At 70.3% G+C, this 25,628-nt stretch carries 30 protein-coding genes; 19 read left to right on the top strand and 11 right to left on the bottom strand.

All coding sequences use genetic code 11. The annotated features are described in order from the left end of the window. Window positions 1-515: 515 nt before the first annotated feature. The 5 genes from ABN273_RS48780 to ABN273_RS48760 all read left to right on the top strand — a co-directional run bounded on the left by ABN273_RS48780 (window position 516) and on the right by ABN273_RS48760 (window position 4,101). Window positions 516-1,241, top strand: coding sequence for a DUF4158 domain-containing protein (locus tag ABN273_RS48780; protein ID WP_349456467.1), 726 nt, complete (start codon window positions 516-518; stop codon window positions 1,239-1,241). Continuing rightward, window positions 1,204-1,722: a Tn3 family transposase gene (locus ABN273_RS48775; protein WP_349456466.1), complete on the top strand. Its 519-nt coding sequence runs from the start codon at window positions 1,204-1,206 to the stop codon at window positions 1,720-1,722. The genes ABN273_RS48780 and ABN273_RS48775 overlap by 38 nt, the downstream gene beginning before the upstream one ends. Window positions 1,723-2,130: 408 nt before the next feature. Continuing rightward, window positions 2,131-2,529 (top strand): VOC family protein, encoded by a 399-nt coding sequence (locus ABN273_RS48770; RefSeq protein ID WP_349456465.1) that lies wholly within the window; start codon window positions 2,131-2,133, stop codon window positions 2,527-2,529. A 22-nt stretch (window positions 2,530-2,551) separates the two neighbouring features. Next, window positions 2,552-2,890 carry a YciI family protein gene (locus ABN273_RS48765; RefSeq protein WP_349456464.1) on the top strand — a complete coding sequence of 113 codons (339 nt, stop codon included), beginning with the start codon at window positions 2,552-2,554 and terminating at the stop codon, window positions 2,888-2,890. Next, window positions 2,887-4,101 carry an RNA polymerase sigma factor gene (locus ABN273_RS48760; RefSeq protein ID WP_349456463.1) on the top strand — a complete coding sequence of 405 codons (1,215 nt, stop codon included), beginning with the start codon at window positions 2,887-2,889 and terminating at the stop codon, window positions 4,099-4,101. Before ABN273_RS48765 ends, ABN273_RS48760 begins: the two co-directional genes overlap by 4 nt. 48 nt (window positions 4,102-4,149) lie before the next feature. On the opposite strand, the gene ABN273_RS48755 is transcribed toward ABN273_RS48760, so the two are convergent. Then, window positions 4,150-4,824, bottom strand: a complete 675-nt coding sequence (locus ABN273_RS48755) for an ArsR/SmtB family transcription factor (RefSeq protein WP_349456462.1) — start codon at window positions 4,822-4,824, stop codon at window positions 4,150-4,152. Between the two features lie 97 nt (window positions 4,825-4,921). Here ABN273_RS48755 and ABN273_RS48750 point away from each other — a divergent pair, with 97 nt between their 5' ends. Together ABN273_RS48750 and ABN273_RS48745 are read left to right on the top strand one after the other, a co-directional pair. Further along, window positions 4,922-6,298 carry an MBL fold metallo-hydrolase gene (locus ABN273_RS48750; RefSeq protein ID WP_349456461.1) on the top strand — a complete coding sequence of 459 codons (1,377 nt, stop codon included), beginning with the start codon at window positions 4,922-4,924 and terminating at the stop codon, window positions 6,296-6,298. Then, window positions 6,295-7,545, top strand: coding sequence for an MFS transporter (locus tag ABN273_RS48745; RefSeq protein ID WP_349456460.1), 1,251 nt, complete (start codon window positions 6,295-6,297; stop codon window positions 7,543-7,545). The genes ABN273_RS48750 and ABN273_RS48745 overlap by 4 nt, the downstream gene beginning before the upstream one ends. Here the strand turns inward: ABN273_RS48745 and ABN273_RS48740 are convergent. Further along, window positions 7,534-7,995: a DUF6069 family protein gene (locus tag ABN273_RS48740; protein ID WP_349456459.1), complete on the bottom strand. Its 462-nt coding sequence runs from the start codon at window positions 7,993-7,995 to the stop codon at window positions 7,534-7,536. The genes ABN273_RS48745 and ABN273_RS48740 overlap by 12 nt on opposite strands. 86 nt (window positions 7,996-8,081) lie before the next feature. On the opposite strand from ABN273_RS48740, the gene ABN273_RS48735 reads away from it, so the two are divergent. Continuing rightward, window positions 8,082-8,540 carry a MarR family winged helix-turn-helix transcriptional regulator gene (locus tag ABN273_RS48735; protein WP_349456458.1) on the top strand — a complete coding sequence of 153 codons (459 nt, stop codon included), beginning with the start codon at window positions 8,082-8,084 and terminating at the stop codon, window positions 8,538-8,540. Window positions 8,541-8,622: 82 nt separating this feature from the next. On the opposite strand, the gene ABN273_RS48730 is transcribed toward ABN273_RS48735, so the two are convergent. Further along, complete coding sequence (locus tag ABN273_RS48730; protein WP_349456457.1) at window positions 8,623-9,471, bottom strand: class I SAM-dependent methyltransferase; 849 nt, start codon at window positions 9,469-9,471, stop codon at window positions 8,623-8,625. Beyond that, window positions 9,468-10,250 carry a MerR family transcriptional regulator gene (locus ABN273_RS48725; RefSeq protein WP_349456456.1) on the bottom strand — a complete coding sequence of 261 codons (783 nt, stop codon included), beginning with the start codon at window positions 10,248-10,250 and terminating at the stop codon, window positions 9,468-9,470. The genes ABN273_RS48730 and ABN273_RS48725 overlap by 4 nt, the downstream gene beginning before the upstream one ends. Before the next feature lie 25 nt (window positions 10,251-10,275). On the opposite strand from ABN273_RS48725, the gene ABN273_RS48720 reads away from it, so the two are divergent. Beyond that, window positions 10,276-11,301, top strand: coding sequence for a phosphotransferase family protein (locus tag ABN273_RS48720; RefSeq protein ID WP_349456455.1), 1,026 nt, complete (start codon window positions 10,276-10,278; stop codon window positions 11,299-11,301). A 43-nt stretch (window positions 11,302-11,344) separates the two neighbouring features. Here ABN273_RS48720 and ABN273_RS48715 read toward each other — a convergent pair whose 3' ends face one another. Further along, entirely contained in the window at window positions 11,345-11,995 is a 651-nt protein-coding gene (locus tag ABN273_RS48715) for a class I SAM-dependent methyltransferase (protein WP_349456454.1), read from the bottom strand. 4 nt (window positions 11,996-11,999) lie between these two features. Beyond that, window positions 12,000-13,184, bottom strand: a complete 1,185-nt coding sequence (locus ABN273_RS48710; RefSeq protein WP_349456453.1) for a cytochrome P450 — start codon at window positions 13,182-13,184, stop codon at window positions 12,000-12,002. Between the two features lie 87 nt (window positions 13,185-13,271). Between ABN273_RS48710 and ABN273_RS48705 the strand changes: the two genes are divergently transcribed. Further along, window positions 13,272-13,871, top strand: a complete 600-nt coding sequence (locus ABN273_RS48705) for a TetR/AcrR family transcriptional regulator (RefSeq protein ID WP_349456451.1) — start codon at window positions 13,272-13,274, stop codon at window positions 13,869-13,871. Between the two features lie 46 nt (window positions 13,872-13,917). Here ABN273_RS48705 and ABN273_RS48700 read toward each other — a convergent pair whose 3' ends face one another. Both ABN273_RS48700 and ABN273_RS48695 read right to left on the bottom strand, forming a co-directional pair. Beyond that, entirely contained in the window at window positions 13,918-15,168 is a 1,251-nt protein-coding gene (locus tag ABN273_RS48700) for an RNA polymerase sigma factor (protein WP_502911261.1), read from the bottom strand. Beyond that, on the bottom strand, window positions 15,165-15,554 hold the full coding sequence (locus ABN273_RS48695) for a YciI family protein (RefSeq protein WP_349456450.1): 390 nt from the start codon (window positions 15,552-15,554) through the stop codon (window positions 15,165-15,167). Before ABN273_RS48695 ends, ABN273_RS48700 begins: the two co-directional genes overlap by 4 nt. 176 nt (window positions 15,555-15,730) lie before the next feature. Here ABN273_RS48695 and ABN273_RS48690 point away from each other — a divergent pair, with 176 nt between their 5' ends. Continuing rightward, window positions 15,731-16,513: an alpha/beta fold hydrolase gene (locus tag ABN273_RS48690; protein ID WP_349456449.1), complete on the top strand. Its 783-nt coding sequence runs from the start codon at window positions 15,731-15,733 to the stop codon at window positions 16,511-16,513. Continuing rightward, a complete protein-coding gene (locus ABN273_RS48685; RefSeq protein WP_349456447.1) occupies window positions 16,506-16,946 on the top strand; it encodes a rhodanese-like domain-containing protein in 441 nt (146 codons plus the stop codon). The genes ABN273_RS48690 and ABN273_RS48685 overlap by 8 nt, the downstream gene beginning before the upstream one ends. A gap of 140 nt (window positions 16,947-17,086) precedes the next feature. Here the strand turns inward: ABN273_RS48685 and ABN273_RS48680 are convergent, their stop codons facing one another. Continuing rightward, the gene (locus tag ABN273_RS48680; protein ID WP_349456446.1) at window positions 17,087-17,356 is read right to left on the bottom strand and encodes a hypothetical protein; all 270 of its coding nucleotides are present in this window, start codon (window positions 17,354-17,356) and stop codon (window positions 17,087-17,089) included. A gap of 35 nt (window positions 17,357-17,391) precedes the next feature. Here ABN273_RS48680 and ABN273_RS48675 point away from each other — a divergent pair, with 35 nt between their 5' ends. The 4 genes from ABN273_RS48675 to ABN273_RS48660 are packed head-to-tail and all read left to right on the top strand — an operon-like array spanning window position 17,392 to window position 20,402. Next, complete coding sequence (locus ABN273_RS48675; RefSeq protein WP_349456445.1) at window positions 17,392-17,691, top strand: P-loop NTPase family protein; 300 nt, start codon at window positions 17,392-17,394, stop codon at window positions 17,689-17,691. Window positions 17,692-17,742: 51 nt separating this feature from the next. Beyond that, entirely contained in the window at window positions 17,743-18,750 is a 1,008-nt protein-coding gene (locus ABN273_RS48670; RefSeq protein ID WP_349456444.1) for a Gfo/Idh/MocA family oxidoreductase, read from the top strand. Window positions 18,751-18,810: 60 nt separating this feature from the next. After that, window positions 18,811-19,953 carry a LacI family DNA-binding transcriptional regulator gene (locus ABN273_RS48665; protein ID WP_349456443.1) on the top strand — a complete coding sequence of 381 codons (1,143 nt, stop codon included), beginning with the start codon at window positions 18,811-18,813 and terminating at the stop codon, window positions 19,951-19,953. 11 nt (window positions 19,954-19,964) lie between these two features. Then, the gene (locus tag ABN273_RS48660; RefSeq protein WP_349456442.1) at window positions 19,965-20,402 is read left to right on the top strand and encodes a cytidine deaminase family protein; all 438 of its coding nucleotides are present in this window, start codon (window positions 19,965-19,967) and stop codon (window positions 20,400-20,402) included. 28 nt (window positions 20,403-20,430) lie between these two features. On the opposite strand, the gene ABN273_RS48655 is transcribed toward ABN273_RS48660, so the two are convergent. Both ABN273_RS48655 and ABN273_RS48650 read right to left on the bottom strand, forming a co-directional pair. Beyond that, window positions 20,431-21,024: a DUF899 family protein gene (locus ABN273_RS48655; protein ID WP_349456470.1), complete on the bottom strand. Its 594-nt coding sequence runs from the start codon at window positions 21,022-21,024 to the stop codon at window positions 20,431-20,433. Window positions 21,025-21,081: 57 nt separating this feature from the next. Then, the gene (locus ABN273_RS48650) at window positions 21,082-22,506 is read right to left on the bottom strand and encodes an FAD-binding oxidoreductase (protein ID WP_349456441.1); all 1,425 of its coding nucleotides are present in this window, start codon (window positions 22,504-22,506) and stop codon (window positions 21,082-21,084) included. An 81-nt stretch (window positions 22,507-22,587) separates the two neighbouring features. On the opposite strand from ABN273_RS48650, the gene ABN273_RS48645 reads away from it, so the two are divergent. From ABN273_RS48645 to sigJ, 3 genes are all read left to right on the top strand, one after another. Then, window positions 22,588-23,133 (top strand): Lrp/AsnC family transcriptional regulator, encoded by a 546-nt coding sequence (locus ABN273_RS48645; protein ID WP_349456440.1) that lies wholly within the window; start codon window positions 22,588-22,590, stop codon window positions 23,131-23,133. 180 nt (window positions 23,134-23,313) lie between these two features. Continuing rightward, complete coding sequence (locus ABN273_RS48640; RefSeq protein WP_349456439.1) at window positions 23,314-24,540, top strand: NAD(P)/FAD-dependent oxidoreductase; 1,227 nt, start codon at window positions 23,314-23,316, stop codon at window positions 24,538-24,540. Continuing rightward, window positions 24,537-25,427 (top strand): RNA polymerase sigma factor SigJ, encoded by an 891-nt coding sequence (gene sigJ, locus ABN273_RS48635; protein WP_349456438.1) that lies wholly within the window; start codon window positions 24,537-24,539, stop codon window positions 25,425-25,427. Before ABN273_RS48640 ends, sigJ begins: the two co-directional genes overlap by 4 nt. The last annotated feature ends 201 nt before the right edge of the window (window positions 25,428-25,628 follow it).

Below are 25,628 nucleotides of genomic sequence, written 5' to 3'. Positions count from 1 at the left end.
TGGCACGCGTGGAACTGCAGGTCGCGCTGCCCAGCCTGCTGCGCAGGCTGCCGGGCCTGCGCCTGGCCGTACCGCTGGAAGAAGTCAAGTTCCGGCACGACATGTCCGCCTACGGCGTCCACGAACTGCCGGTCGCCTGGTAACAACCCTGCTACGCGCTCTCACGGTGAAGGCCGGTCGGCAGGCGTCGGCCTTGAGCACGACCTCGGTCGCCTTCGAACGTTCAGCAGAGTGTGATCTACAATGTAAAGGCGGGCGGCCGGTAATGTTCGCCGCATCAAGAATCAAAAACCCCTAGCAGCCAGTCTGACCCGGTTGGAGCAGGGGGTTGAGCAGCATGCGAACGAAAAGTCTCGTTTAGCCGCCCCCGAAACCCCGCTTGGCGCGGATGGCCGTTCCGATGCGGTTTACCTGCAGAAACGTGCTGCTCAGAGGGTCGCTGAAGCCGTTTCCCCCGTAACAGTTCGATCTTGAGTCTGGCCTGCGCTGATGGATTAGTTCTACTTTCGGGGCCCATGCCGGTTGAGTTCTTGAGCGATGATGAGGCGGCCGCGTACGGCCGTTACGCAGGGGTACCGACGCGGGCCGAGCTGGAGAAGATGTTCTTCCTCGACGACGCGGACCGGAGACTGATCGGGCGCCGCCGTGGCGATCAGCACCGGCTGGGGTTCGCCCTGCAACTGACCACGGCCCGGTTCGTGGGCCGGTTCCTGCCGGACCCGCTGGAGGTCCCGGCCGAGGTGATCGACTATCTGGCCGGTCAGCTCGGCGTGGCGGACGTTTCGCAGATCAAGCAGTACACCGAGCGGCGCCAGACGCAGTTCGACCACCAGGACGAGATCAAGAAGGCGTACGGGCTGCGGGAGTTCTCGGCGGTCGAGGCGGAGTTCACCGCCTGGGTGGATGCGCGGGCGTGGAACACCGGGGACGGCAAGAAGAGCATCTTCGTCGACGGGGTGAGCTGGCTGCGCACCAACAAGGTGCTGCTGCCGGGGGTGACCACGCTGACCCGGCTGATCGCCCGGGTGCGCGATGAGGCGACCGAGTGGCTGCATGGAACGCTGTACGGCATCTTGTCGCCTCGGCAGCGGGTGATCCTGGCCCGGCTGCTGGAGGTGCTGGAGGGGGCGCGATCGTCGGATCTGGAGCGCTGGCGCATACCTGGCCAAGGTCAAGCGGCGCTGGGACGACATCCTGCGGGTGGTGGTGTCGATCTACACCGGCCGGATCCGCGCCTATGACGTGATGAGGATGCTGCAGCGCGACGGCAACCCCACCCCGCTCGGGGATGCGATCGCCGCCTATGGCCGCATTTTCAAGACGCTGCACATCCTCACCTACGCGGTGGAGGAGCCGTATCGGTGTGACATCAAGGGCATCCGCAACCTGCAGGAGTCCCGCCACGCCCTGGCCGGGAAGATCTTCCACGGCCGTAAGGGTGAGGTCTACCAGCGCTACTACAAAGGCCTGGAGGACCAGCTCGGGGCGCTGGGCCTGGTGCTCAATTACGTCACGCTGTGGAACAGCTTCTACGTCGACAAGGCTTTGAGCGCTCTGCAGAAGGCGGGCTACTCGCTCGCGGAGGAGGATGTCGCCCGCTTGTCGCCGTTCGGCCGCCGGCACATCAACGTGATCGGCACCTACACCTTCGCACTGCCCGATCTCGGCCCTGGAGGCATGCGGGAGTTGCGCAACCCGGACGAACCCGAGTGGGACGACTGACGATGACGTCAACGATCGCGCTGCGCTCCAGGCGCGCTGAGGCGGCGCAGCACGGCCCAGCTGCCCGCTTGCCTCGGCCGGTACGGTGCTCCAGGTGCGCATCAGGCTCGCGCGTCGCGATCCCACGGGTGCTGCAGTGGGGCGGTGCACCCGGTTGGGATGCGGCATGCTCCGCCCTGGAGGGCTCGTCGTCATGGGCCGCCTGGATTGATCAGGCTGCGCTTCCGGCGCGGGAAGGTTTTCGGCGCTGGTGTCGTATCGAGGCCTCGGCCGATCGTCTGTGAGGTGAGGGCCAGGCCGTCAGCGGACATCTCGCAGTGTTCACCTCGCGGTCAGGCGAGGCAGACCCCCGAGGGCAATCTCGCGGACGGGCTGGAAATCACCGGCCGAGCCCCGAAGGAGCGCAACATGCATCCCACCCTGAACACCATCGACATCGTGGTCTCCGACCTGGACGCCTCGATCGCCTTCTACGCCCGCCTGGGCCTGGAGTTCAAGATCGACGAGCACTCGCCCGAGCACGCCGGCTGCGACCTGCCGAACGGGCTGCACGTCATGCTGGACACCGAGGGCTTCCGCACGCCGTTCCTGCCCGGCTGGAGCGCGCCGACCGGCGGGCCGCGTACCCTGCTGTGCTTCGAGTTCGACACCCCGGCCGGGGTGGACGCCACCTACGCCGAACTCGTCGCGGCGGGCTACCGCGGGATCGCCGAGCCGTTCGACGCGTTCTGGGGGATGCGCTACGCCACGGTGGCTGACCCGGACGGCAACGGCGTCGACCTGTACGCCACCCTCCCGGCAAGCTGAGACGGAAAGGCAGACAGCGACCGTGAAGTACGTGCTGATGTTCATCGAGACCGAGGAGTTCGCCCAGAAGCTGGAAGCGATGGGCGAGCTGGAACAGCAGGCCGCCTACGCGGCCGTCGGGCAGTGGTTCGCCGACCACGCCGACAAGATCACCCACCATACGCATCTGGCTCCGGTGCACACCGCCACCACGATGCGCCTGGGTCAGGGCGAGCCCGTCATCACTGACGGGCCGTTCGTGGAGGGTAAGGAGGTGGTCAGCGGGTTCGCAGAGGTTGAGGTGGCCGACCTGGACGAGGCGCTGAAGATCGCTCGCTCGTGGCCGGCCTGCCCGATCGTGGAGATCCGCCCGGCCTCATGAACGCGCCGGTGCACGGGCAGGTGAGCCAGGAGGTGCTGGCCCGCGTGGTGCGCGAGCACGCGGGCCGGCTGGCCGCGTCCCTGGTGTCGTTGCTGGGCGACTTCGCCGCCGCCGAGGACCTGGTGCAGGACGCCGTGGAGACCGCGCTGCGCCGCTGGCCGGTCGAAGGGGTCCCCGAGCGGCCGGACGCCTGGTTGTTCACCGTGGCCCGGCGGCGCGGGCTGGACGTGCTGCGCCGGGAGTCGAACTACCGGGCCAAGCTCGCCCAGCTCACCTGGCCAGTTCCCGCCCCGCGTGATGACCGGCTGCGGCTGATCTTCACCTGCTGCCACCCGGCGCTGTCGCGGGCCGCGCAGATCGCGCTCACGCTGCGGGTGGTGTGCGGGCTGTCGGCCGCGCAGATCGCCGCCGCGTTCCTGGTGCCGGAGTCCACGGTGGCGCAGCGCATCACCCGCGCCAAACGCAAGATCGGCGAGGCCGGGATCCCGTACCGCATTCCTGCTGAGGAGGAGTTGCCGCGGCGCGTGGAGGAGGTGCTGGCGGTTATCTACCTGTTGTTCAACGAGGGTTACCTGTCCAGTACGGCGGAGCGGGCGCAGGCGCGCGACCTGGTCGACGAGGCGGAGTGGCTGGCCGCGCTGCTGGTGAACCTGCTGCCGAAGGAGCCGGAGGTGGCCGGGTTGCTGGCGCTGATCCGGTTGCACCGGGCGCGTGGCGCGGCCCGTTTCGACGTCCAGGGCCGTTTGGTGCTGCTGGCCGATCAGGACCGCTCGTTGTGGGACCGGCCGGCGATCGAGCAGGCCACCGCTCTGCTTACGCGCGTGGCTCGCGCTCATCGGCGGCCGGGGCCGTACCAGCTGCAGGCGGCGATCGTGGCCTGTCATGCCGAGGCCGCGACCTTCGCCGCCACCGACTGGGCGCAGATCCTGGTGCTGTACGACATGCTGCTGCACCTGGCGCCCTCGCCTGTGACGCGACTGCACCGCGCCGTCGCCTTGCGGCACATCAAAGGTCCTGAGGCGGCCCTGGCCGAGCTCGACGACCTCGGCCGGGAACTGGAGCGGTACCCGCTCCTGCACGCCACCCGGGCCGAGCTGCTGCGCGCCCTGGACCGCCGTCAAGAGGCTCATCGGGCCGATGAGCGGGCGCTGGAGCTGACAGCCAATCCGGCTCAGCAGGCGTTGCTGGAACAACGCCTTGGCTGGGACTGAACGATGTCCTCAGGGCAGGGAAAAGGGCGTCCGGGGCCGGGTGGGCGGTCATGCCGGTGCCCCGGCCTCGACGGGCAGCTCCGACAGCCGCCATTCCAGCATGCCGTCGCTGAGCCGGATCGCCCGGCGGCCGCGGTCGGTCAGCAGCCGGACCGCGTCGTAGGCCAGCACGCAGTACTCGCCGCGGCAGTAGACGACGATCTCGGCGTCGGCGGGCAGCTCCGCGATGCGCTCGGCCAGCTCGGCGACCGGAATGGACACCGCGCCGGGAATGTGACCGGCCAGGTACTCCTCCACCGGCCGCACGTCCAGCACCACCACTTCGCCCGCCTGGGCCCGGGCGCGCAGTTCCTTCCGGGTGACCTCGCCCGCGCCGTCCTCGCCGAGGTATGCCTGGCGTGCCGGCGCGACGGCGGCCTGGTGATGCTCGGCGACCTTGCGCAGCAGCGCGAACAGCTGGGCTACGTCGTCGCCGGCGAGCCGGTAGTGGATGCGCACGCCGTCGCGGCGGGTGGTGACGAATCCGGCCTGCTTGAGGGTCTGCAGGTGGGCCGAGGCGGTGGTGAGGTTCAGCCCGGCGGCCCTGGCCAGGGCTTCGACGGTGCGCTCGCCCTGGGCGAGCAGGTCGAGCAGTTCCAGGCGCTTTCCGCTGGCCAGCGCCTTACCGCTGGCGGCGAAGGCTTCATACAGCCGGGCCTTGGCCTGGGTGAGGGTTGCGTCCATCGTCCATTCCTCCATTAATCTATGGAATATCGTACATAAGGGTGAGGGTTGTGCGCGACTCTTACCGGCCCGGAGCGGGCCAGAGCTTGGAGGACATGTGGGATTCGCCGACGACCACTTGATACCGCTGGTCGACGAAGGTCTGGGCAACAGCGCCTACCTGCTGGATCTGGGCGACGGCCGCGCTCTGGCCGTGGATGCGAGCCGTGACCTGCGCGCCCTGCGCGCCGCTGCCCGGCGGCGCGGCCTGAGCGTGGCGTACGCGGCCGATACGCACCTGCACGCCGACTTCCTGTCCGGCGCGGTACAGCTCGCCCACGAGTCCGGCGCGACCGTGCTGGCCTCCGCCGCCGGGAAGCGCGCCTTCCCCCACCGAGGCTTGGCCGACGGCGAAGAGGTCGACCTGGGCGGGCTGCGGCTGCGCGCGCTGGCCACACCCGGGCATACCGACGAGCACCTGGCGTTCCTGCTGCTGGACGGCAGCAGGGAGATCGGCGTGTTCACCGGCGGGTCGCTGATCGTGGACTCGGCTGCCCGCACCGACCTGCTCGGCGCCGAACGCACGCAGGAGCTGGCCCGCGCCCAGTACCACTCGCTGCGGCGGCTGGCCGTCCTGCCGGAGGAGACCGCGGTGTGGCCCACCCACGGGGCGGGCTCGTTCTGCTCGGCCCCGCCCGGCGCCGAGCGGACCACCACCATCGGCGCACAGAAGCGCGGCAACCCGCTGCTGGCTGCGCCCGATGAGGACGCCTTCGTGGCGCGGCTGGTGGCGAGCCTGGGCTCCTACCCCGCCTACTTCGCCCGCCTGAGCAAGGCCAACCGGCGAGGCCCCGCCGTGCTGGCCGGCACGCCGCCGCTGCCCGCGCTGGACGCCGAGCACGTCCGGAGGCTGCTCGCCGACGGCGGCCAGATCGTCGATGTCCGCCCGGCGGCCGAGTACGCGACCGGGCACATCGCCGGCGCGTTGTCCATCCCGCTGCGCGCGCAGTTCGCCATCTGGCTGGGCTGGCTGCTGCCCGACACCGCCCCGTTGGTCTTCGTCATCGGGGACGGCCAGGAGGCGGAGGAGGTCGTCTGGCAGGCGTACAAGATCGGCTACGAGCGGCTGGCCGGGCATCTGGCCGGCGGCATGCCCGCCTGGCGGGCGGCGGGCGGCGCCGAGGTGACCACGGCGTTTCTCGCCGCCGACCGCGCGCCGGACGGCCCGTACCTGGATGTCCGGCAGGAGGCCGAGTACGCCGCCGGGCACGTGCCGGGGGCGCTGCACCTCGAACTCGGCGACCTGGCCGCTCATGCGGCCGACGCCCCGGCCGGAGCGGTGGTGGCCTGCGGGCACGGCGAGCGCGCGATGACCGCCGCGAGCCTGCTGGAGCGCGCCGGGCATTCCGGCGTGACCGTGTTGAACGGTGGCCCGGCCGAGTACGCCGCCGCCCACGGCACAAAGCTCGACGCCACTAAGGGCGGTGCCCGGTGAGCTCCCGGACGGCCGCGCCGGTGCGGCTGGGCCTGGCTGAGAACTGGCTGCAATTCACCCTGCTGGTCGTCGTCAACGTGTGCGTGGGCGGCCTGGTCGGGCTGGAGCGCACCACCGTGCCGCTGATCGGCACCGAGGTGTTCGGCCTGACCAGCGACCTGGCGGTGTTCTCCTTCATCATCGCCTTCGGCGTGACCAAGGCGGCCACGAACCTCGCCGCGGGTGCGCTGACCGCGCGCTTCACTCGCAAGCAACTTCTGGTGGCCGGGTGGCTGATCGGCACGCCGGTGCCGTTCATGCTCGCGTGGGGGCCGTCGTGGTGGTGGATCGTGGCCGCGAACCTGCTGCTCGGCCTCAACCAGGGCCTGGCCTGGTCGATGACCGTCAACATGAAGATCGACCTGGTCGGCCCGGCCCGCCGCGGCCTGGCCACCGGGCTGAACGAGGCCGCCGGGTACACCGCGGTCGGCGTCACCGCGCTGCTGACCGGCTACCTGGCCACCGCCTACGGGCTGCGCCCGGCGCCCGAGCTGATCGGCGTCGTGTTCGTCGTCGCCGGGCTGGCGTTGTCGGTGGTGGTGCGCGACACCGCCGCGCACGTCGCCCTCGAACTCGCCCAGCACCCCAAGCCGTTGCCCGACGGCGAGAACACCGGCCTCGCGGCGACGTTCGCGCGCGCCTCCTGGCGGGAGCGTTCGCTGCGCGGCGCCAGCCAGGCCGGGCTGGTCAACAACCTCAACGACGGCCTGACCTGGGGCGTGTTCCCGCTGCTGTTCACCGACCACGGCCTCGGCCTGGCCGCCGTCGGCCTGATCAAGGGCCTGTACCCGATCCTGTGGGGCATCGGCCAGATCCCCACCGGCCATCTGGCCGACCGTATCGGCCGCAAACCGCTCATCGTGTACGGCATGCTGGTGCAGGCCGCCGGGTTCGTCCTCGCCCTGGCCCTGCTGGAGCGGCCCCTGCTGGCCGGGATCGCCTCGGCCGTCGCGCTCGGCATCGGCACCGCCATGGTGTACCCGGCCCTGATCGCCTCCGTCTCCGACCACGCCCACCCCGCCTGGCGCGCCAACGCCCTGGGCACCTACCGGTTCTGGCGCGACATCGGCTACGCCGCGGGCGCCCTGCTCGCGGGGATCCTGGCCGACGCCTTCGGCCTGGAGGCCACCGTCGTCGCTGCCGCCGTGCTCACCGCCGCCTCCGGCCTGCTCGCCGCCCGCTGGATCACCGAACGATCAGCCCCCTGACCCGCTGTGCCGAGATGGAAGAGCCCGCGCCAACGCCGACACGATGACCAGCGCGACCACGACGTGGCCGATCGACAAGACGACCTTGGTCGCGGTACTGGCGTCGCTGGCGACGGGCAAGGCGAACGAGGCGATGACGCCGATCGTCGCAAGTGCCACGAAGGTCGACCGCGGCCTGCGGCTCCATCGTCGGCACGCGACGGCCAGCGCGGTACCGCCCACCCCTCCCTCCAGGAGGGCTGCCCACGCCATGTTCATGACGGGCATACGCGCGAAGTGGTCGTCGAATACTTCGGTCAACTCCATCGGCACACCGGCTGCCCGGGCGGCCACGTACACGATGACGCTGGCCGCAGCGGCAACCAGCGCGGCGGCGAGGCCCACGTGCCACAGCGGCCGCTCACTCCACGGGCGTCTGCCTACGGGTCCGGCGTCTCGGCTGCTGGTCATGCGCCATCTCCTCCCGGTAGCGTAGATCGCGCAATTAGGAAGCATGCCACATAGTGAAGTTAACTTCACTACTTTTGGAGAGGTGAATGGCCGTCGAGGACGTCCAAGTTGTGGACCAGTTGTTCGAGCTGGCCGTGGTGCTCGGCGCCCAGATGAACCGTCGCCTGGCCGACAGCGGGCTCACTCCTGCCCGGGGCGAGGTCATCTGGCTGCTCCACCGTCGTGGTCAGCTCACCCAGCGCGAACTCAGCGACGTACTCGACTGCACCCCGCGCAACGTGACGGGCCTGGTGGACGCGCTGGAAAGCGCCGGCTTCGTGGTCCGCGCCAAACACCCCACCGACCGGCGCGCGGTCCTCGTCTCGCTCACCACGCGCGGGCAGGCTCTGGCCGCCGGGTGGGGCATGGACCGCGACGACGGCACCACCCGGCTTTTCGCCGGAACCTCCCGTGCCGAACTCGCCACGTTCGCCACGGTCCTTGACCGCGTGCTCACCGCGCTGCGAACGACCATGCCCGAAGGAGACTCCCAGGGCGGACCGTGATCGCCTGCGCAGGCTCCATCGGGAGTTCCGCATCGCGGGCCGGCGGCTGGATTGGCAAGCCGTCCCAGCGCAACCGCCATCGTCAGGGGCGGGTGGCGGTGATGAGCCAGATGGCCGCCTCCAGGTGGACACCGCAGGCGTCGGCGTGGTCGGCCAAGGCGGCACGCACGTCGTCGAGCGCCGCATCGCGATCAGCTTCCGGGACGGTGGCCAGGACGGTCCTGCCGGGCCCGGAATGGGACAGGTAGTCGATGGCCTCGTCCAGGTCGGCGCCGAAGGTGAGGCGCAGCCGTACGTCCTCAAGCTGGATCCGGGCGAAGCCGGCCTCGGTCAGAACACGCTCCACCACGGCGGGCTCGGACTGGGCGAACATGCCCGGCCCCTGGCCGGTGTCGGGCAGCGTGCCGTGACGCAGCAGCGCGGCGCCGGGCATGGTCAGCCACTGGTTGGCGGCCAGCGGCTGCCAGGTCGCCATGACCAGGCGGGCACCTGGACGCAGGCCCGCCCCCAGCGTCAGGAAAGCCGTGACAGGGTCGTTGAAGAACATGGTGCCGAACCGGCTGATGGCGGCATCGAAGGGCCCTGGCACCGGGTGGGTTTGGGCGTCGGCGTGGACGAACCGCGCGTTGCCGGGGCCGTCGGCCGCCTGCCGGGCGCGGGCCACCCCCAGCATGGCCGCGGAGATGTCGATCCCGGTGGCCGTGCCGCCCGGGGCGACCTCGGCCGCCGCCTGGAGCGTGGTGGCGCCGCAGCCGCAGCCGATGTCCAGGACGTGCTCGCCGGGCTGGAGCCGTGCGGTGGCCAGCAGGGCCTCGCCCACTGGGGCCAAGACGCGGTCGCGGCGGTTAGCATCGGCGGCCCAGCGCTCACCATTCTCGGTGTCCCAGACCTGCGATATCGCGTCTCGTGCCGCATCGCCGGAGCCGGTCATGGCGTCTGCTCCGGAGCACTCGGTGGCCCGCCTTCACCGGGCGGGCGGCTCAGCCCGGCGGCGCTGCCCGCGGCTCCATCGAGGCCCAGACGCCGGCCGAGGGTGTGGATGGTCAGGCGTCCGGTGCCGTGCGCGAGCAGTCCTCGCCCGCGCGTGGTCAGCGCGGTGAGCTGCTGGTCATCCACCGTGGACGGCCGCTCGGCCAGCAGTGCGATGACGGCGTCCGCCACGGTGTCGGCGGCCCGGCCGATGCTGCCCAGCAGGTGCAGCAGCTGCTCCGGGCTGAAGCCGGCGCTGTGCAGGTCCACGGCCAGCTGCAGGAGCGAGGGGCTGGGGACGCAGTAGATGTCCGGGCCGCACTCCTGTACCACGCCGGTGGCCACGAGCTCGGCCAGCCGGCCCGGGACCAAGGCGGGCAGCAGCCGGGCGAGCTGCTCGACGCTGGCGGGCATGCCGGGCTCGTCGATGTGCACGAGCTCGTCAGGCTCAAGCCCGAGCACCTCGCCCAGGTCGGCGCCGTGCTGCCAGGAGGTCAGCAGGTCGCGGATGCCGGCCAGGGAGTAGCCGCGGCGCTGCAGCCGCGCGATCAGCTCCAGCCGGCGCAGGTGCGAGGGCCGGTAGACGCCCACGCGCCCGCGCCGCTCGGGCGCGGGCAGCACACCCATGCTCTGGTACTCGCGGATCGTCCGGACCGGAAGGCCCGTCTGGCGGGCCAGCTCGTCGATGCTCAGCTCCGCGGTCGCCGGTATGTCGGCGGTTGACATCGAGGGGTCGCTCACGCCATAGACAGTAACAGTAGACACCGTGACGGTAAACACTGTGAAGATAAGTGCGGAGATGGCCGAAGCGGCCTTACGGACGGCGTGGCCCCAGGCCCGCGTGATCGCCGAACCCGAACCGCTGACCGGCGGACAATGGGCCACCATGGCCCGCCTGCAGGTGCGTGGCACCCCGCCAGGGGTACCCGGCGAGCAGGTGCTGCGCATCACGCCGAAGGCGGCGATGGGCGCCAAGGAAGTGGCGGTGCAGGACCAGATGGCCGCCGCGGGCGTGGCCACCCCGGCGATCCGCCTCACCGGCCCGGCCGGCGAGCCACTCGGCAGGGCCTGGACCGTCATGGACTTCGTGACCGGCGCACCACTGCTGGCCGGGCTCGATGGCCTCGGTATGGTGCGGCGGCTGCCCCACCTGGCGCTGCGCCTGCCCGCCCAGCTCGCCGAGACCATGGCCGCCGTGCATCGCGTCGACCCGCAACCGGTGGTCGCGAGCGTTCGCCGGGCCTGTCCCAGCGTGGCGTTCACCATCGACGACCTGCTGCCGCACCTGACCGCCGCGGCCACGGCCAGCCACCGGCCCGCCCTGATCGACGCGGCGACGGCAGTAGCGGCGAGCCGGCCCGACCAGTCAGGCAGTGTCGTCTGTCACGGCGACCTGCACCCGCTCAACCTGATCGACAGCGCCGGAGGCCTGGTCGTCCTCGACTGGACGGGCGCCGTGCTCGCCCCGCCCGCCTACGATCTGGCCGCCACCTGGCTGCTGCTGCGCCATCCCGCGCTGCCGGTGCCCGCCACGCTGCGCCCGGCCATCGCCGCGGCGGCCCGGGGTGTCGCACGCGCGTTCATCCGCCGCTACCGCGCCGCCTGTCCCGGCGCTGACCTCGGCTCCTTCGGCTGGTACGCGGGCCTGCACGCCCTGCGGATCCTGGCCGATCTGGCCGTCTGGCAACGCGCGGGCGACCCGCGCGCCGGACAATATCCCGGCAGGCTGCTCGCCCCCGCCGCCACGTCCCTGCTCGCCCGGGCCACCGGCATCCCCATCCGGTCCGGATGACCTGCAGGAGCGGGTCCGGATGGCTCGTGCGCTTCGGGTCCGATCAGGTGCGGAGCGTGGCGGCGCCCAGGACGTGGAAGGAGAACGGGGTGCGGGCCTGCGGCAACAGGAAGCGCTCGACGTCTTCCACGGTGAAACCGGCTCGCTCGATCTCCGCTAGGGTGTCGCGGCCGGTGTGGCAGCCGCCGGCCAGGCGGGGCCAGATGGTGGCGTCCAGCACCGCCTGCACCCGGGCCAGGCCGCGCGTGTCGGCGCGTCCGTGCTCCAGGAACCGCACCTGCCCGCCGGGTTTGAGCACGCGCCGGGCTTCGGCCAGCGCCGCCGGAACGTCGGGCAGGGAGCACAGCACCAGGCAGAACACCACGGCGTCCACGCTGCGATCAGCGGCTGGGAGCCGCTCGGCCAGCCCCGGCAGCACCTCGACGGCGACCGCAGCGCCGGCGGCGGCCGCCTGTGCCTGCTCGCGCAGCCGCGGTTCCGGCTCTACCGCCATAACGCGGGTCACCTCGGCCGGATAGTGCGCGAAGTTCACGCCGTGCCCGGCCCCCACCTCGATGACCTCGCCGGTCAGGCCGGCCATCAGGTCGCGGCGGCGTTCGGCCATGCCGCCCTCGTCCAGGGCGCGGGCCATCTTCGGGTACATCCGGCCGAAGACCGGCCGCCGCAGGTTCGTCCTCGTACTCGTCTTGGTCATGGGGTCACCAGGTGACCGGCAGGGCGGTCAGGCCGCCGGTCAGCGTGTGGGCGTTGAAGGTCAGCTCGTCGGTTGCGCACCCCAGTTTGAGGGCGGGGAAGCGGGCGGCGAGCTGGGAGAAGACCACTTGCAGCTCGACCCGGGCCAGGGGCGCGCCGATGCAGTAGCGGGCGCCGTGACCGAACGACAGGTGCGGTACGGCGGGGCGGTCGATGTCGAAGCGGTCCGGGTCGGCGAACACCGCGGCGTCGTGGTTGGCCGCGCCGTTGTCCAGCAGCACCAGGTCCCCGGCCTGCACCTGCACCCCGGCGATCTCCAGGTTCTCTCGTGCGTAGCGGGGGATGCCGCCGCCGCCCAGGCCGGGCGCGCGCAGGATCTCCTCCACCGCCGCGTCGACGCGGGACGGATCTTCCACCAGGGCCTGCCACTGCTCGGGGTAGGCCAGCAGCCACAGCGCGCCCTCATCAATCGCGGCGACCGTGGTCTCGTGCCCGGCGAACAGCAGGAACATGCCCATCGCGGCGGCCTCGTCGTCGCTCACCCCGTCGGTGGCGGCCAGGCGGGAGATGACGTCGGCGTCCGGGTCGCCGCTGGTGCGTTTGCGGGCCACGAGCTGCTGGCCGTAGAGAAACAGCTCGGTCAGGCCCTGTTCGGAGCGGGCGCGGTCGGTGATGTCGCCGGCGGCCTGGGTCCAGGCCCGGAACTGGGCGCGGTCCTCGTACGGCACGCCGAGCAGCTCGCAGATGACCGCGATGGGTAGCGGCAGCGCCAGCGCGGCGTGCAGGTCGGCGGGCGGTCCGGCGGCGGCAAGGTCGTCCAGCAGGCCCGTGGTGAGCGTCTCGACCCGGGCGCGCAGGGCGCGCATGCGCTTGGGCGAGAAGTGCGGCTGCAGCAGGGAGCGCATCCTGCGGTGATCGGCCTGCTCGGTGGCGTAGTCGCCCAGCGGGCCGCCGAACATCGCCGACTCCCCGGTCCGGGCGGCCTTGTCCGGCTCCCGGTGGGCACGGCCGAGCCGGTCGTCATCCAGCAGACCACGCACTTTCTCGTATCCGGTGACCTGCCAGCCGGGGTCGCCGACCGCGGTGCGGATGGCGTGGATGGGAGTGCGGGTCTGCAGCTCGCGCAGCAGCGGCGCGGGCCGCATCGGGTCGGGCTGCGCGTACGGCAGCTGCACCGGGGTGGACGACATGAGCCCTCCAAGAGGTAGACGAGCATTTGTATACTTCAATGTCTAGAAAGCTACATATATACTTTAACTTCTACAAGTGGAGGGCTGATGAGCAACCCCGAAGCAGGCGGAGAGACCGTCGCGGCACCGCCGGTGCGCAGGCTGCGGCGCGCGGAGCGGCGCGAGCAGATCCTGGACGCGGCCACCCGCGCCTTCGCCCGCGCCGGATACGCCGCCACCGGCCTCGACGACATCGCCGCCGAGGCCGAACTGACCCGGGCCATGCTGTACCGCCACTTCGACTCCAAGGCCGACCTGTACCGGGCCGTACTGGACCGCGCCTGCGTCCGACTGGCCGAGGCCACCGGCACCGACGACTTCGACGAGGGCGCCATCCCCGCCCTGCTACGCGCCGCCTCCGCCGACCCCGACGGATTCAAGCTGCTGTTCCGCTACGCGGCCCGCGAGCCCGACTTCCGCGAGCTGATCGACTCCATCACCGCCGCCTCCCGCGAGGTCGCCCGGCGCAACCTCGCCCGCCGCATCCCCGCCGGGCCGTGGCTGGACTGGGCGGCGAACCTGATCCCCGCCTTCACCCTGGAGGCCGTCATTGCCTGGCTCGACGCCGGTCGGCCCGACCCCGGCCAAGCCGCCGAGCGCATCACGGCGGCCGTGCACGGCGTCATGGCCGCCGCGCATCCCTCCTGACATGTGGCCTTCGCCCGGAGTCGACCTGCAGCTGTCTGAGGATTCTTCACCCCGGGAGCGGCAACCGAGCGGCGCGGGTGCTCAGATACCGCTGTTCGGGGAGGCTGGTGGTACGGCGGGCGGCGGCCAGGTACGCGGTGTGGGCGGCGGTGTGCTCGCCGGCCAGTTCCAGCAGGTGGGCGCGCACGGCATGCAGGCGATGGTGGCCGGCAGTGCGCTCGTCGCTGTCCAGCGGGATGAGCAGGTCGAGGCCGGCCTGAGGACCGTGCACCATGGCCAGCGCGATGGCGTGGTTGAGCGTGACGATGGGGTTGGGCCACAGGTCTTGCAGGAGCTGGTACAGCCCGAGGATCTGCGGCCAGTCGGTGTCGTCGGGGGTTGCGGCTTCGGTGTGGACGGCGGCGATGGCAGCCTGGACCTGGTACGGGCCGACCGGGGCACGGGCCAGGGTCCGCTCGATGAGGGCGATGCCCTCGGCGATGAGTTCCCGGTTCCACCGGCCGCGGTCCTGCTCGCCCAGCGGCACCAGCATGCCGTCAGGGCCGGTCCGGGCGGCGTGCCGGGCCTCGGTCAGGAGTTGCAGGGCGAGCAGGCCGGCGCTCTCCCCGTCATCGGGTCGCATCCGGTGCAGGGTACGGGTGAGGCGGATGGCTTCGGCGGTCAGGTCGACACGCTGCAGGTTGGCGCCTGAGGTAGCGGTGTAACCCTCGTTGAAGATCAGGTAAAGCACTTGCTGAACCACCGGCAGCCGGTCGGCGACATCCCGCTCCGAGGGTGGCTGAAAGCGGCCGCCGGCGGCCTTGACGCGCTGCTTGGCCCGGCTGATCCGCTGTCCCATGGTGCGCTCGGGGATCAGGAACGCCCGGGCGATCTGGGCGGTGGTCAGCCCCCCGACGGCGCGCAGCGTGAGCGCCGTCTGCGCGGTCGGTGACAGCGCCGGATGGCAGCACAGGAACAACAAGGTCAGCGTGTCATCGACGCCGGTGCCGCCATCCCGGCCGGGCGCCGGGGAGACCAGTTCGTCGACCGGGGTCAGCGCGGCGGCGAGGGTTTCGCGCCGCCGACGGGCGACCTCGCCGCGGTGGGCATCGGTGAGGCGACGGGTGGCGACCGTGATCAGCCAGGTCGCCGGGTGGTCCGGGATGCCCTGGTCGGGCCATTGCACGGCAGCGGCCAGCAACGCCTCCTGGACTGCGTCCTCACAGGTGTCGAAGTCGCCGTAGCGGCGGATGAGCGTGCCGAGAACCCGCGGCGCCAGACGGCGCAGCAGGTCCTCGGCAGGGCCGGTGATGCTCACATCTCGAACCCGGATGGGTCCATGATCGGTCTGACCTCCACCGCGGAGTATCGGGCGTCGGGAAAACGCGCCGCGATCTCGGTCGCGCGTTCGACGCTGTCACAGTCGAGGACGAAGTAGCCGGCCAGGTGCTCCTTGGAGTCCAGGAAGGGGCCGTCGGTGACCCCTGGTACGCCGTCGCGAACGCGTACCGTCCTGGTGATCAACGGATCCGCGAGCGGGGCGGCGTCGATCAGCTCACCGGACCCGGCGATCTCCTCGACCAGCCCGTTGTGTTCTTTCAGCCGGGCCAGTCTCTCGGCCGGTGTCAGCTCCTCATCCTGATTCAGGAACATCGGGTGCTCCCAGTTCACCGGATTGCTGTAGATCAGCAGCAGGTATTTCATCAGCGACCTCCCATCCTCACAATCCTCCTCGGGTCCTCTCCTACAGGAGTCGGATCAGCGGAGCGGATTTCGACAGACCCGTTCGGCGATGCGCGTGTCGAAATCCGGGTTCCGGCTCCGACTCCACTCAAAGACCTCCGACCAGATCCGATCAGATGAGACAGGCAGGACCCGGCATGGACAAGGTGACATCGGCGGATGGAACGTCCATCGCCTTCGACCGGCTCGGCGACGGCCCGCCGGTCATCGTGGTGGCCCCGGCTCTGTGCGACAGGACGGACACGCATGCCCTCGCCGAACGCCTGGCCCGGCGCCACACGATGATCAACTACGACCGTCGGGGGCGAGGTGACAGCGGGGACACCCGGCCCTATGCGGTGGTCCGCGAGGTGGAGGACATCGCCGCGCTCATCACCGCGGCCGGGGGCGCGGCAGCGGTGTACGGCCACTCCTCGGGCGCCGCCCTGGCCCTGCAAACCGCGGCGCATGGTTGTGCCATCACCAAGCTGGTGGTGCACGAGCCGCCGTACGGCTCCGATGACGCCGATCAGCGAGCCGCCGCGCGGGACATCGCCGGGACGATCGAGGCGGTGCTGGCCCAAGGCCGGCCAGGCGAGGCGGTGGAGCTGTTCCTGACCGGCGCAGGTATGCCTTCGGCGCTGGTCAAGCAGATGAGCCGGGACCCGCGCACGCAGGCGATGGCGCCAACGCTCGCCCACGAATTCCAGATCATGGACAACGTCCGCAGCGGCGGCACCGTCCCAGCCGAGCTGGTGGCTGCCGTACGCGTTCCGGCCCTCGTACTCAACGGCGAACACAGCCCCACCTGGATGGTCGACTCCGGTCGCCGGATCGCCCACCACATGCCCGCCGGGCACCATCACGTACTGACCGGCCAGCACCACCTGGTGCCGCCAGAGGTGCTGGTACCGGTGCTGACGGAGTTCCTCGATGGCTGAGCCCGAGGAGAGCACCCGGCCGCTGACCACCGGCGACCTGCTCGCCGCGGCGCGCGCCGGGTTCCGCCGACTGCATCCCGCCGAAGCCGCCACCGCGATCACCCGCGGTGCCCGGCTGGTGGACACCCGCCCACACTTCCAACGGGCAGCAGACGGCGAGATCCCGGGTGCGATCGTCATCGAACGCAACCATCTGGAATGGCGTCTCGATCCTGCCGGCCTGGCCCGCATCCCCGAGGCCACCGGTCACGACGTCGCCTGGATCGTGCTCTGCGATGAGGGATACTCCTCATCCTTGGCGGTCGCCTCGCTGCACAGGATCGGACTGGACAACGCCACGGACGTGATCGGTGGCTTCCGGGCATGGAAGCAGGCCGACCTGCCTGTAATCAACCCGGGGCGACCGACTGCGCCGCGCCTGCCGGGAAACTGAACGTCGGCAACGTGTGAAGTCGCACCATTGCTTCGGGCCGTGTTCGCCCAAAGGCCTGATGATCGTTTTCGGCCGAACCGCGACGATCGCTGTGGTGCCAACGAACGATCTCCACGGTGAACCCACCCTGAGGCGGAAGCTCAGTGCCCGGCTTGGCCGATGTCGCCGTCAGCCAGGACGCGATAGACGCTGGCCACGGAGGGATGCTGGCCCTTGTTCTTGCCGATGGGGATGACGAGCTTGCGGGCGATGTCGGCCACGGCCACACCTCGGGTGCGGAGCGACCGCGCGTAGGCGATCATGTCGTCGTCGAACACCTTCGGACGGCCGCCGTGCCGGCCCCGTTCGCGGGCCGAGGCCTGGCCTTCGAGGGACTTCTCCCGGATGTACTCCCGCTCAGACTCGGCCATCCCAGCGGCCAGGCGCAGGCGGTCGCCATCGCCCGGTGCACTTCAAGCGCTCGTTGCTGATCCTCGACGAGCCGACCAGCGCGCTCGCCGTCCGGGCGACCGAGGCGCTGCTGAACTATCTCGTGGCGCTGAAGGCGGAAGGGGTCAGCTCGCTGCTGGTCACCCACAACCTCCATCACGCCTACAAGGTCTGCGACCGGCACATCGTCATGAACCACGGCCGCAAGATCCTCGACGTCAGGCGCGAGGACACCAGTGTCGAGGAGCTCACCGCGGCGGTCGTCGAGGGCGCCGAGGGCGTCAGGCGTCACCGCGCGGGCAAACCCCTCGCCTAGTCCCGCTTCACACCACCAGCGATGCACCCACCATCACAAAGGAAGACCACCATGACCCTCCGAGTCGGAGTCATCGGCACCGGCATGATCGGCCAGGACCACATCCGCCGAATCACGCAGGTCCTGTGCGGTGCGGAGATCACCGCCGTCACGGACACCAACCCCGAGGTCACCCAGCAGGTCGCGGCCCGCCTGAAGAAGGCCACCGTGCACACCACCGGTCAGGACCTGATCGCGGACGAGAACGTCGACGCCGTCCTCGTCGCTTCCTGGGGGCCTACCCACGAGGAGTACGTGCTGGCCGGCATCGCCGCGGGCAAGCCGGTCTTCTGCGAGAAGCCCCTGGCCACCACGCAGCTGGCCTGCCGCGCCATCATGGCGGCGGAGGTCGCCGCCGGCCGCCGGCTGGTGCAGGTCGGCTTCATGCGGCGCTACGACCACACGTACCGCGAACTGAAGGGCGTCATCGACGCCGGGACGATCGGCGCGCCGCTGATGTACTACTCCGGCCACCGCAACCCCGGCGTGCCCGACCACTACACCAAGGACATGGCGATCGTGGACACCGCGGTCCACGACTTCGACGTCACGCGGTGGCTGCTCGGGGAGGAGCTCGCCGGTGTCCGCGTGCTCGCGCCCAAGCGCAACCGCCACGGCGGCGACCTGCAGGACCCGCTGCTGATGATCCTCGAGACGGCCTCGGGTGTCCTGGTCACTGTCGAGACGTCGGTGAACATTCGTTATGGCTACGACATCCGGGGTGAGGTCGTCGGCGAGGACGGCACGGCCGCGCTCGCCGACCGAGCCCCGGTCGTGCTGCGCCGCGCGGGAACCGTGTCCGGCACGGTGCCGGCGGACTGGCGGCAGCGCTTCATGACGGCCTACGACAACGAGTTGCAGGACTGGATCGACGCCGTCTGCGCCGGCGACGGCGCCACGGGGCCGAGTTCGTGGGACGGCTACGCGGCCCAGATGGTCTGCGACGCGGCGCTGCGGGCGCTGTACAGCGGTGAACACGTCCCCGTGGAGCTGATCGACAAGCCTTCGATCTACGCCTGAGAAGGAGCGCCGGTGGGTCCTTTAGTATTCGGCGTGGGGCGGCACAGCGGAGGTGGTCTGATGGGCAGTGACGCCGCCGATTCGGGCAATGAGGTCCGTCGTCCGCCCACCATGGCAGACATCGCGGCACATCTCGGCGTCTCCCGGCAGCTGGTCTCGCTGGTCCTGCGGGATGCCGCAGGCCCGAGTGAGAAGACCCGGCGACGTGTCCTGGAGGCCGCCAAGGAGCTCGGCTTCAGCCCGCACATCGCCGCCAGGTCGCTCCGGCGGGCCCGCAGCAAGGATCTCGGCGTGATCTTCACGCCCTCGCACTCGACCGAGCCCGAGATCGTCGAGCACATCTATCCGGCGGCGGCGGCCCGCCGGTACGACGTGATCCTCAGCGCGCAGACGGACACCCGCAGCACGAACCAGGCGGTCGAGGAGCTCCTCGGCCATCGGTGCGCCGCCCTGATCGTCATCGGCTCCGATCTCGACCATGCGGGTCTGCGCGAGGTCAGCCGGCGGAGTCCGGTGCCGGTCGTCGACGTGGGCTACGGCCGGCGCAACGCGTCCTACGACGTTGTGCGGTCCTCCGGCGACAAGGGGATCGCGGAGGCGGTGACGTACCTGGCCGCGCTCGGGCATCAGCGGATCGCCTACGTGGATCCGGCGGCCATGCCGGCGGCAGACCTCCGGCGCCGCGGCTACGAGCAGGCGATGAGCCGGCTCGGATTGACAACCGACGTGTTGTCCATGCCTGGCGGCTACACTAAGTGGGACTATTTCGAGGAAGCGGGATCGACGGCCGCGCGGCTGCTCCTTCAGCGCGGGGCGCTGCCGACTGCCGTGGTGGTGGGCAACGACCACAGCGCCGTCGGCCTGCTCCAGATTCTGGTACGAAACGGAGTTCGCGTCCCGGAGGACGTGTCCGTCACCGGGTTCGACGACGCACCGGTCGCGCGTCTTTCCCCGGTGGATCTGACCACCGTCCGGCAGGACCCTGAGCTCATGGGAGTGGCGGCGGTGGATGCGGTCATCCGCCGGATCGAAGACCAGGACCTGAAGCCGCGGGAAACCGTGGTGCGGACGTCCCTCGTCGTACGAGGCAGCACCGCCACCCCCCGCATCCTGCCCGCGTCGCACGCGAACAGGGGAACAAGCACACCGCCGACCTTCGGGTCCGCACCGTCGTCCGGGCCGACGCCGCCTGACACCGCATGAAGGCAGGGAAGATGACCACGCAGATCAGCCACGTCGACCATGAACTGATCCAGGCTGCGGCGCAGGTCGCGGCCACACGCTGCCGGGGTGACAACCACACCATGGCGGCCGCGGCCCGCACGCACGACGGCCGGGTCGTCACGGCGGTGAACGCCTACCACTTCACCGGCGGCCCCTGCGCGGAGCTGGTCCTCATCGGCACGGCTGCCGCGCAGGGCGCCTACGACCTGGACACCATCGTTGCCGTCGGGGACCGCGACCGAGGCGTTGTGCCCCCATGCGGCCGCTGCCGCCAGGTCCTTCTCGACTACTTCCCAGCCCTCAAGGTCATCGTCGGCACAGGTGACAGACTCCGCGCCGTCTCCATCACCGACCTGCTTCCCGAAAGCTACGTCTGGGCGGACCATCAGCTCGATGCCGAGGAGAACGCACCACTGAGCACGAGCTGACACCCCGGCAGTCCGTACGACGGTGCCGTCAGTTCGTTGCCGCGGCCGGTGGTCCAGTGTGCAGTGAGGAGGAACACGCAGCCCATCCGTCGGGCATCGTGCCGAGGTCGTCGTCGCGCCCGGCGTGGATCCGCGGCCACTGGGCGGTCGGGCGGCCGTCCAGCTGGAACTGGCCACCTTTGGCACCCCAACGCTGCGGCCAGCCCTCCGGCGAGTCCTCCCAGAACTCCTGCCGGCCGTAGACCGTCCGATCCAGCAGTCCGTACGACGGTGCCATCGCTTCGTTGCCGCGGCCGGTGGTCCAGTAGGTCTCGTAGACCTGGTCGCCGTCGCGGAGATAGCAAACCAGGATGCCGAAGTGCCGGTCTGCGATCAACCGGTCGACGGAGTGCTGCGGCACCGAGTAACAGGGAACGGTATAGCCCATGAAGTCGCGATACCGCGAGCTCTCCTCGTACTGCCCCTCATAGAAGATCGCGTAGCTGACGTCGCGTGAGTGCAGGTAGGACAGCTCGTTGATGTGGGACGTGTTGAAGGTGCAGCCCTCGCACTGCTCCGCGGCGGGCCTGCCGGTGTGCCACATGTGGAAGTAGGCGATCAACTGGGACCGGCCTTCGAAGATGTGGGCTGGTTGGTCATGGTGAAATCCTTTGTCCGGAGCTCCGCATCGTGATGTCGATCAGATGGCGTCTCTTGACCCGAGGCCGGGCAGGATCCGGTCGGGGTCGTGGACCGCTTTTACCCGCTCCAACCTCGGGAGGTTGCCGCCCCAGTAGGAGCGTTCGGGATCGGTGAGGGCGGGGTCGGGGAAGTTCGGGTACACGCCGCCGCTCGACCAGGGGCGGACCGTCTGCCAAGAACCGTGCAGCCACTCGCTGTGCGGGGAGACGTCGCCGGGCAGAGCCGTGCGGATCGTGGCGGCGTGTTTGAGCAGGAATCGCTCGCCCCGATGTGGGAACGCCGTGGCATGCGACGAGACGCGGTTGTAGGCGCCAGCCCACGGTGTGAAGTCGAGTTCGCGCGATTCGCCGGCCCGCCGGTCGGCAACCAGCTGATTGACCAGAGCGTCGAGCGCGCCCGGCGGTATGTCCTGCCGGAAGAAGCCGGACTTGCTGAACAGGGGCCCGGCATCGTCGCCGGGCACGCGCGTGGCGAGAGCGGCCTGGGCGCCCAGCCAGGACAGCTGCCGGCGCCACCGGCGTTGCGGGCGGGCCCCGACCCTGGCGATGAGATCGTCAAGGAGATCATCGGTGTGTGCAGGCGACAGCCCGACGGCCGCGCCGAACAGGACCACCCGCGCTCGAGCGTGCGGCTCGGCCGGGACGGTGAGCAGCAGGCTTGCGGCGAGCTCGTCCGGCGCGTCCGGACTCCACCTCTGCCAGGCGTCAACGACCTGGGCCGCAAGCGGGTAGTCCCACCTGAGCTCCAGGGCGGTGCATCGTGGAGACGGAACCAGCGCGAAGGACAACTCCGTGACGACGCCGACACCCGCGGCGCCGCCACCCCTGAGGGCCCAGAACAGGTCGGCATGCTCGCGCTCGTCGCAGTGCACGAGGCTGCCGTCCACGCGGACGACACGCGCTCCGACGAGCCGGTCACAGGTCAACCCCCAGGCGCGTCCGAGGAAGCCCATGCCGCCGCCGAGGGTCAACCCGGCGATGCCGACAGAAGGTCCGCTCCCGGCAGGCAGCGTGTGGGCGTGCTGGTCGAGGCACCGATACACGTCGGCGAGCCGCGTACCTGCGCCGACATGTGCGTACCCGTCCTTCAGGGACACCCCGGTGAGCTCGCCGAGATCGACGAGCAGTCCGGTGGTCGTGGACCGCCCAGCGAAATCGTGTCCGCCGCTGCGCACCGCCACGGTCAGGCCGTTGTGCCTCGCGAAACCAAGCGCGGCTGCGACATCGGAGGCGGTTCGGCAACGCACCACCGCCTGCGGGCGAACCTGACCGAAGCGCTGCCCGGCCGGTCTGAGGGCCGCGTCGTAGCCGGCGGAATCGCTGGTCAGTACGGCGCCGGTGACCCGCTGTGCCAAAGCCCGCCAAGAGCGGGCCGGCAGCGCATCGACGACGCCACTGCCGGCCTGATGTCCGTTCCTGGTCACGGGATTCACACTAGGCAGCCATGGCCCGGCTGGACATGGCCGTTGAGGCGCACATAGCCACTTAATGGATGCAACCGTAAAGTGAACACCGTGAGCTCTTCACGATCGGCAAGTGACCTCGATGACCTCGACTGGAAGCTCCTCGACGAACTGCAAGCCGACGCCCGGCTGTCCTACAACGAGTTGGCCCGACGGGTACATCTGTCCGCGCCCGCCGTCGCCGACCGGATTCGTCGCCTGGAACGACGTGGCGTGATCGTCGGCTACCAGGCCCAGATCGATCCCGCCGCGGCCGGGTTTCCCGTCCAGGCGTACATCCAGCTGCGCTGCGCTCTCGGCTATTGCCTGCTCAAGAGTTCAGCCGCCGAGGACTACCCGGAGGTGGTCGAAGTCAACAAACTGAGCGGCCGGCACTGCTCGATGCTCAGGGTCAGAGCCTCGTCACTGGCGCATCTCGAAGGCGTGCTGGAACAGATCGGAAAGCACGGCGAGATGGACACCCACATCGTCTTGTCCACGCAATACCACGACCCGCGAGTGCGCCGAAACCACCCCGACCGGCCAGTAACCGCCTCCGCGGGTTGGACGCGTCAGCGTGCGGGAGCTTCGGATTCAGCGGACGACTGATCCGCGGATCAGCTCGAATCGTGCAGGTTCTCAAGCACTGCAGCTGCACCGGTAACGGGCCGCGACGGGCACGGGCGTCCTCCCGGCAGCCGAGAACGCGTGTTCCCGCGCTCTTGGGTGGAGTGACGCGTGTCACGTCGCGTCATGTCACGTCTCAGCGATCCGCGGTGTCCTGAGGGCATGACCGAACACAACACACCCCACAAGGTCGTGGTCATCGGCGGCGGTTACGCCGGAACGCTCGCGGCCAACCGTCTGCGGATGCGCGACGACGTCGACATCACTTTGGTCAATCCCCGCCCGGAGTTCGTCGAACGCATCCGGCTGCACCAGTTCGTGGCCCGTACCGGCGACGCCACGATTGACTACGGCACGCTGCTCGGCGAGGGCATCCAGCTGGTCGTCGACAGCGCCACGCGCATCGACACCGCCGCCCGCACCGTGCAGTTGGCGTCGGGCCGCGCCCTGGACTACGACTACGTCATCTACGCGGTCGGCAGCACCGCAGCGACACCGTCGTCGGTGCCCGGCGCGGCCGAATTCGCATTCGACATCGCCGAATTCGAGTCCGCGCAGCGGCTGCGCGCCAAGCTGGCGGAGTTGCCCCTCGATGCCCCGGTCGCCGTGGTCGGCGGCGGATTGACCGGCATCGAGACGGCCGCCGAACTGGCCGAGCAAGGACGCACGGTCACGCTGGTGTGTGGCCGGACCCTGGCGCCCTACCTGAGCGTGCCGGGTCGCCGATACGTCGCCAAGTGGCTGACCCGGCACGGTGTCGCCGTGCTCGAGGCCGGCGTGGTGACCGAGGTCCGGCCGGATGCGGTCGTCCTTGCCGACGGTTCTGCCGACGGTTCTGCCGACGGTTCTGCCGACGGTGCGGTGCGGGCGAGCGCACTGACCATCTGGACGGCCGGTTTCGGCGTGCCGCAGCTGGCGGCCGCGAGCGGGCTGCGCACCGACGCGCTCGGCCGGCTGCTCACCGACGAGACGCTGACCAGCCTCGACGACGACCGCATCATCGCGGCCGGCGACGCCGCCGCACCATCGGACCAGCCGCTGCGGATGAGCGGCTACGCCGCCGGGCCGCTCGGGGCGCAGGCCGCCGACACCGTGCTGAGCCGCATCGCGGGCACCGAACCGGCGGCGATCGACCTGGCCTTCACGGGGGCGTGCGTCAGCCTCGGCCGGCGCGCGGGCATCCGGCAGCTCGCCCGCAAGGACGACACCGTGGTGAACGTCTACATCGGCGGCCGCATGGGCGCGGCGATCAAGGAGGTGACCTGCAAGTTCGTAGTGTCGAAGAGGATCCGCCGGGAGGCCCGCAAGCCGGGTTCCATGGGCTGGCCCAAGGGCGGCCCGCGTCCCGAGCAGCCGGCCTCCGCTGCGCGGGTGGTCACCTCCCCGTGAGCACCGACGAGCATGCCGAGCGATTCACCCTGTTGCGGCCGCTGCTGTTCACGATCGTCTACGAGATACTCGGCTCGGTGACCGAATCCGACGACGTGCTGCAGGACAGCTATCTGCGGTGGGCCGACGTGGACCTCGCGACGGTGCGGGACACCAAGTCGTACCTGGCACAGCTGGTGACCCGTCAGGCGCTCAACGCCTTGCGGGCGAGCGCGCGCCGCCGCGAGGACTACATCGGCTCGTGGCTGCCCGAGCCGCTGCTGCTCGACGAGCACGACGCCTCGACCGATGTGCTGCTCGCCGAGTCAGTGTCGATGGCGATGCTCGTGCTGCTCGAGACGCTCACCCCCGATGAGCGTGCGGTGTTCGTGCTGCGCGAGGTGTTCGGCTTCGGCTACCACGACATCGCCACAGCGGTGGGCAAGCCCGCGGCGACGGTGCGCCAGGTGGCGCACCGCGCCCGCGAGCACGTACAGGCGCGGCGTAGACGCTTCGAGCCCGTGGACGCCGCGAAGGGCGCGCAGATCACCGAGCAGTTCATGACCGCGGCGGTCACCGGTGACCTGGAAGGGCTGCTCTCGCTGCTCGCGCCGGACGTCACCTGGACCGCCGACCGCGGCGGCAAGGCCGCCGCGGCGCGCCGGCCGGTGGTGGGCGCGGAGAAGGTGGCCGCGGTCCTCATGAGCTTGTTCCGCCTGGGGCGGCTGGAGGGCCTGCGGATCGAGATGGTCAACTGCAACAATACGCCCGCGATCGTACTCAGCGGCGAGCGCCTGGAAGGGGTCTTCCTGATCGAGATCGCCGATGGGAAGATCACCAACTTCTACGCCATTCGCAACCCAGACAAACTTCTCGCGGTGGCGGTTCCGCGTCAGATCAGCCGGTAGTGGGAGTCGGCAAGCCGCAGCGAAGTAGGTCGTAATCGCGCATGTCTGTCACAAGCGGTTCGGCCCCACCGCCCCACGTCTCGTCCCCAAGACGGTGCCCTTCATTCGCCGGTCCCAACCCGCGATGGACAGGTATCGCCGCAGGCGGGTGGCACCAGACAAGACGCTAAATGGTGCCGTGCCCTCACGCCGTTCCCGGGG

The sequence above is a fragment of the Nonomuraea sp. B19D2 genome (genome assembly GCF_040137845.1).
GTDB lineage: Bacteria > Actinomycetota > Actinomycetes > Streptosporangiales > Streptosporangiaceae > Nonomuraea.
The sequence above is the reverse complement of the archived record's forward strand: the minus strand, read 5'-3'. Positions and strand labels throughout refer to the sequence as shown.

Excerpts from the sequence above, each read along its gene's own strand:
- ABN273_RS48780 (WP_349456467.1), top strand. The coding sequence starts at position 516 with ATGCCGGTTGAGTTCTTGAGCGATGATGAGGCGGCCGCGTACGGCCGT.
- ABN273_RS48770 (WP_349456465.1), top strand. The coding sequence starts at position 2,131 with ATGCATCCCACCCTGAACACCATCGACATCGTGGTCTCCGACCTGGAC.
- ABN273_RS48760 (WP_349456463.1), top strand. The coding sequence starts at position 2,887 with ATGAACGCGCCGGTGCACGGGCAGGTGAGCCAGGAGGTGCTGGCCCGC.
- ABN273_RS48755 (WP_349456462.1), bottom strand. The coding sequence starts at position 4,824 with ATGGACGCAACCCTCACCCAGGCCAAGGCCCGGCTGTATGAAGCCTTC.
- ABN273_RS48740 (WP_349456459.1), bottom strand. The coding sequence starts at position 7,995 with ATGACCAGCAGCCGAGACGCCGGACCCGTAGGCAGACGCCCGTGGAGT.
- ABN273_RS48735 (WP_349456458.1), top strand. The coding sequence starts at position 8,082 with ATGGCCGTCGAGGACGTCCAAGTTGTGGACCAGTTGTTCGAGCTGGCC.
- ABN273_RS48730 (WP_349456457.1), bottom strand. The coding sequence starts at position 9,471 with ATGACCGGCTCCGGCGATGCGGCACGAGACGCGATATCGCAGGTCTGG.
- ABN273_RS48715 (WP_349456454.1), bottom strand. The coding sequence starts at position 11,995 with ATGACCAAGACGAGTACGAGGACGAACCTGCGGCGGCCGGTCTTCGGC.
- ABN273_RS48710 (WP_349456453.1), bottom strand. The coding sequence starts at position 13,184 with ATGTCGTCCACCCCGGTGCAGCTGCCGTACGCGCAGCCCGACCCGATG.
- ABN273_RS48705 (WP_349456451.1), top strand. The coding sequence starts at position 13,272 with ATGAGCAACCCCGAAGCAGGCGGAGAGACCGTCGCGGCACCGCCGGTG.
- ABN273_RS48695 (WP_349456450.1), bottom strand. The coding sequence starts at position 15,554 with ATGAAATACCTGCTGCTGATCTACAGCAATCCGGTGAACTGGGAGCAC.
- ABN273_RS48690 (WP_349456449.1), top strand. The coding sequence starts at position 15,731 with ATGGACAAGGTGACATCGGCGGATGGAACGTCCATCGCCTTCGACCGG.
- ABN273_RS48685 (WP_349456447.1), top strand. The coding sequence starts at position 16,506 with ATGGCTGAGCCCGAGGAGAGCACCCGGCCGCTGACCACCGGCGACCTG.
- ABN273_RS48680 (WP_349456446.1), bottom strand. The coding sequence starts at position 17,356 with ATGGCCGAGTCTGAGCGGGAGTACATCCGGGAGAAGTCCCTCGAAGGC.
- ABN273_RS48670 (WP_349456444.1), top strand. The coding sequence starts at position 17,743 with ATGACCCTCCGAGTCGGAGTCATCGGCACCGGCATGATCGGCCAGGAC.
- ABN273_RS48665 (WP_349456443.1), top strand. The coding sequence starts at position 18,811 with ATGGGCAGTGACGCCGCCGATTCGGGCAATGAGGTCCGTCGTCCGCCC.
- ABN273_RS48660 (WP_349456442.1), top strand. The coding sequence starts at position 19,965 with ATGACCACGCAGATCAGCCACGTCGACCATGAACTGATCCAGGCTGCG.
- ABN273_RS48640 (WP_349456439.1), top strand. The coding sequence starts at position 23,314 with ATGACCGAACACAACACACCCCACAAGGTCGTGGTCATCGGCGGCGGT.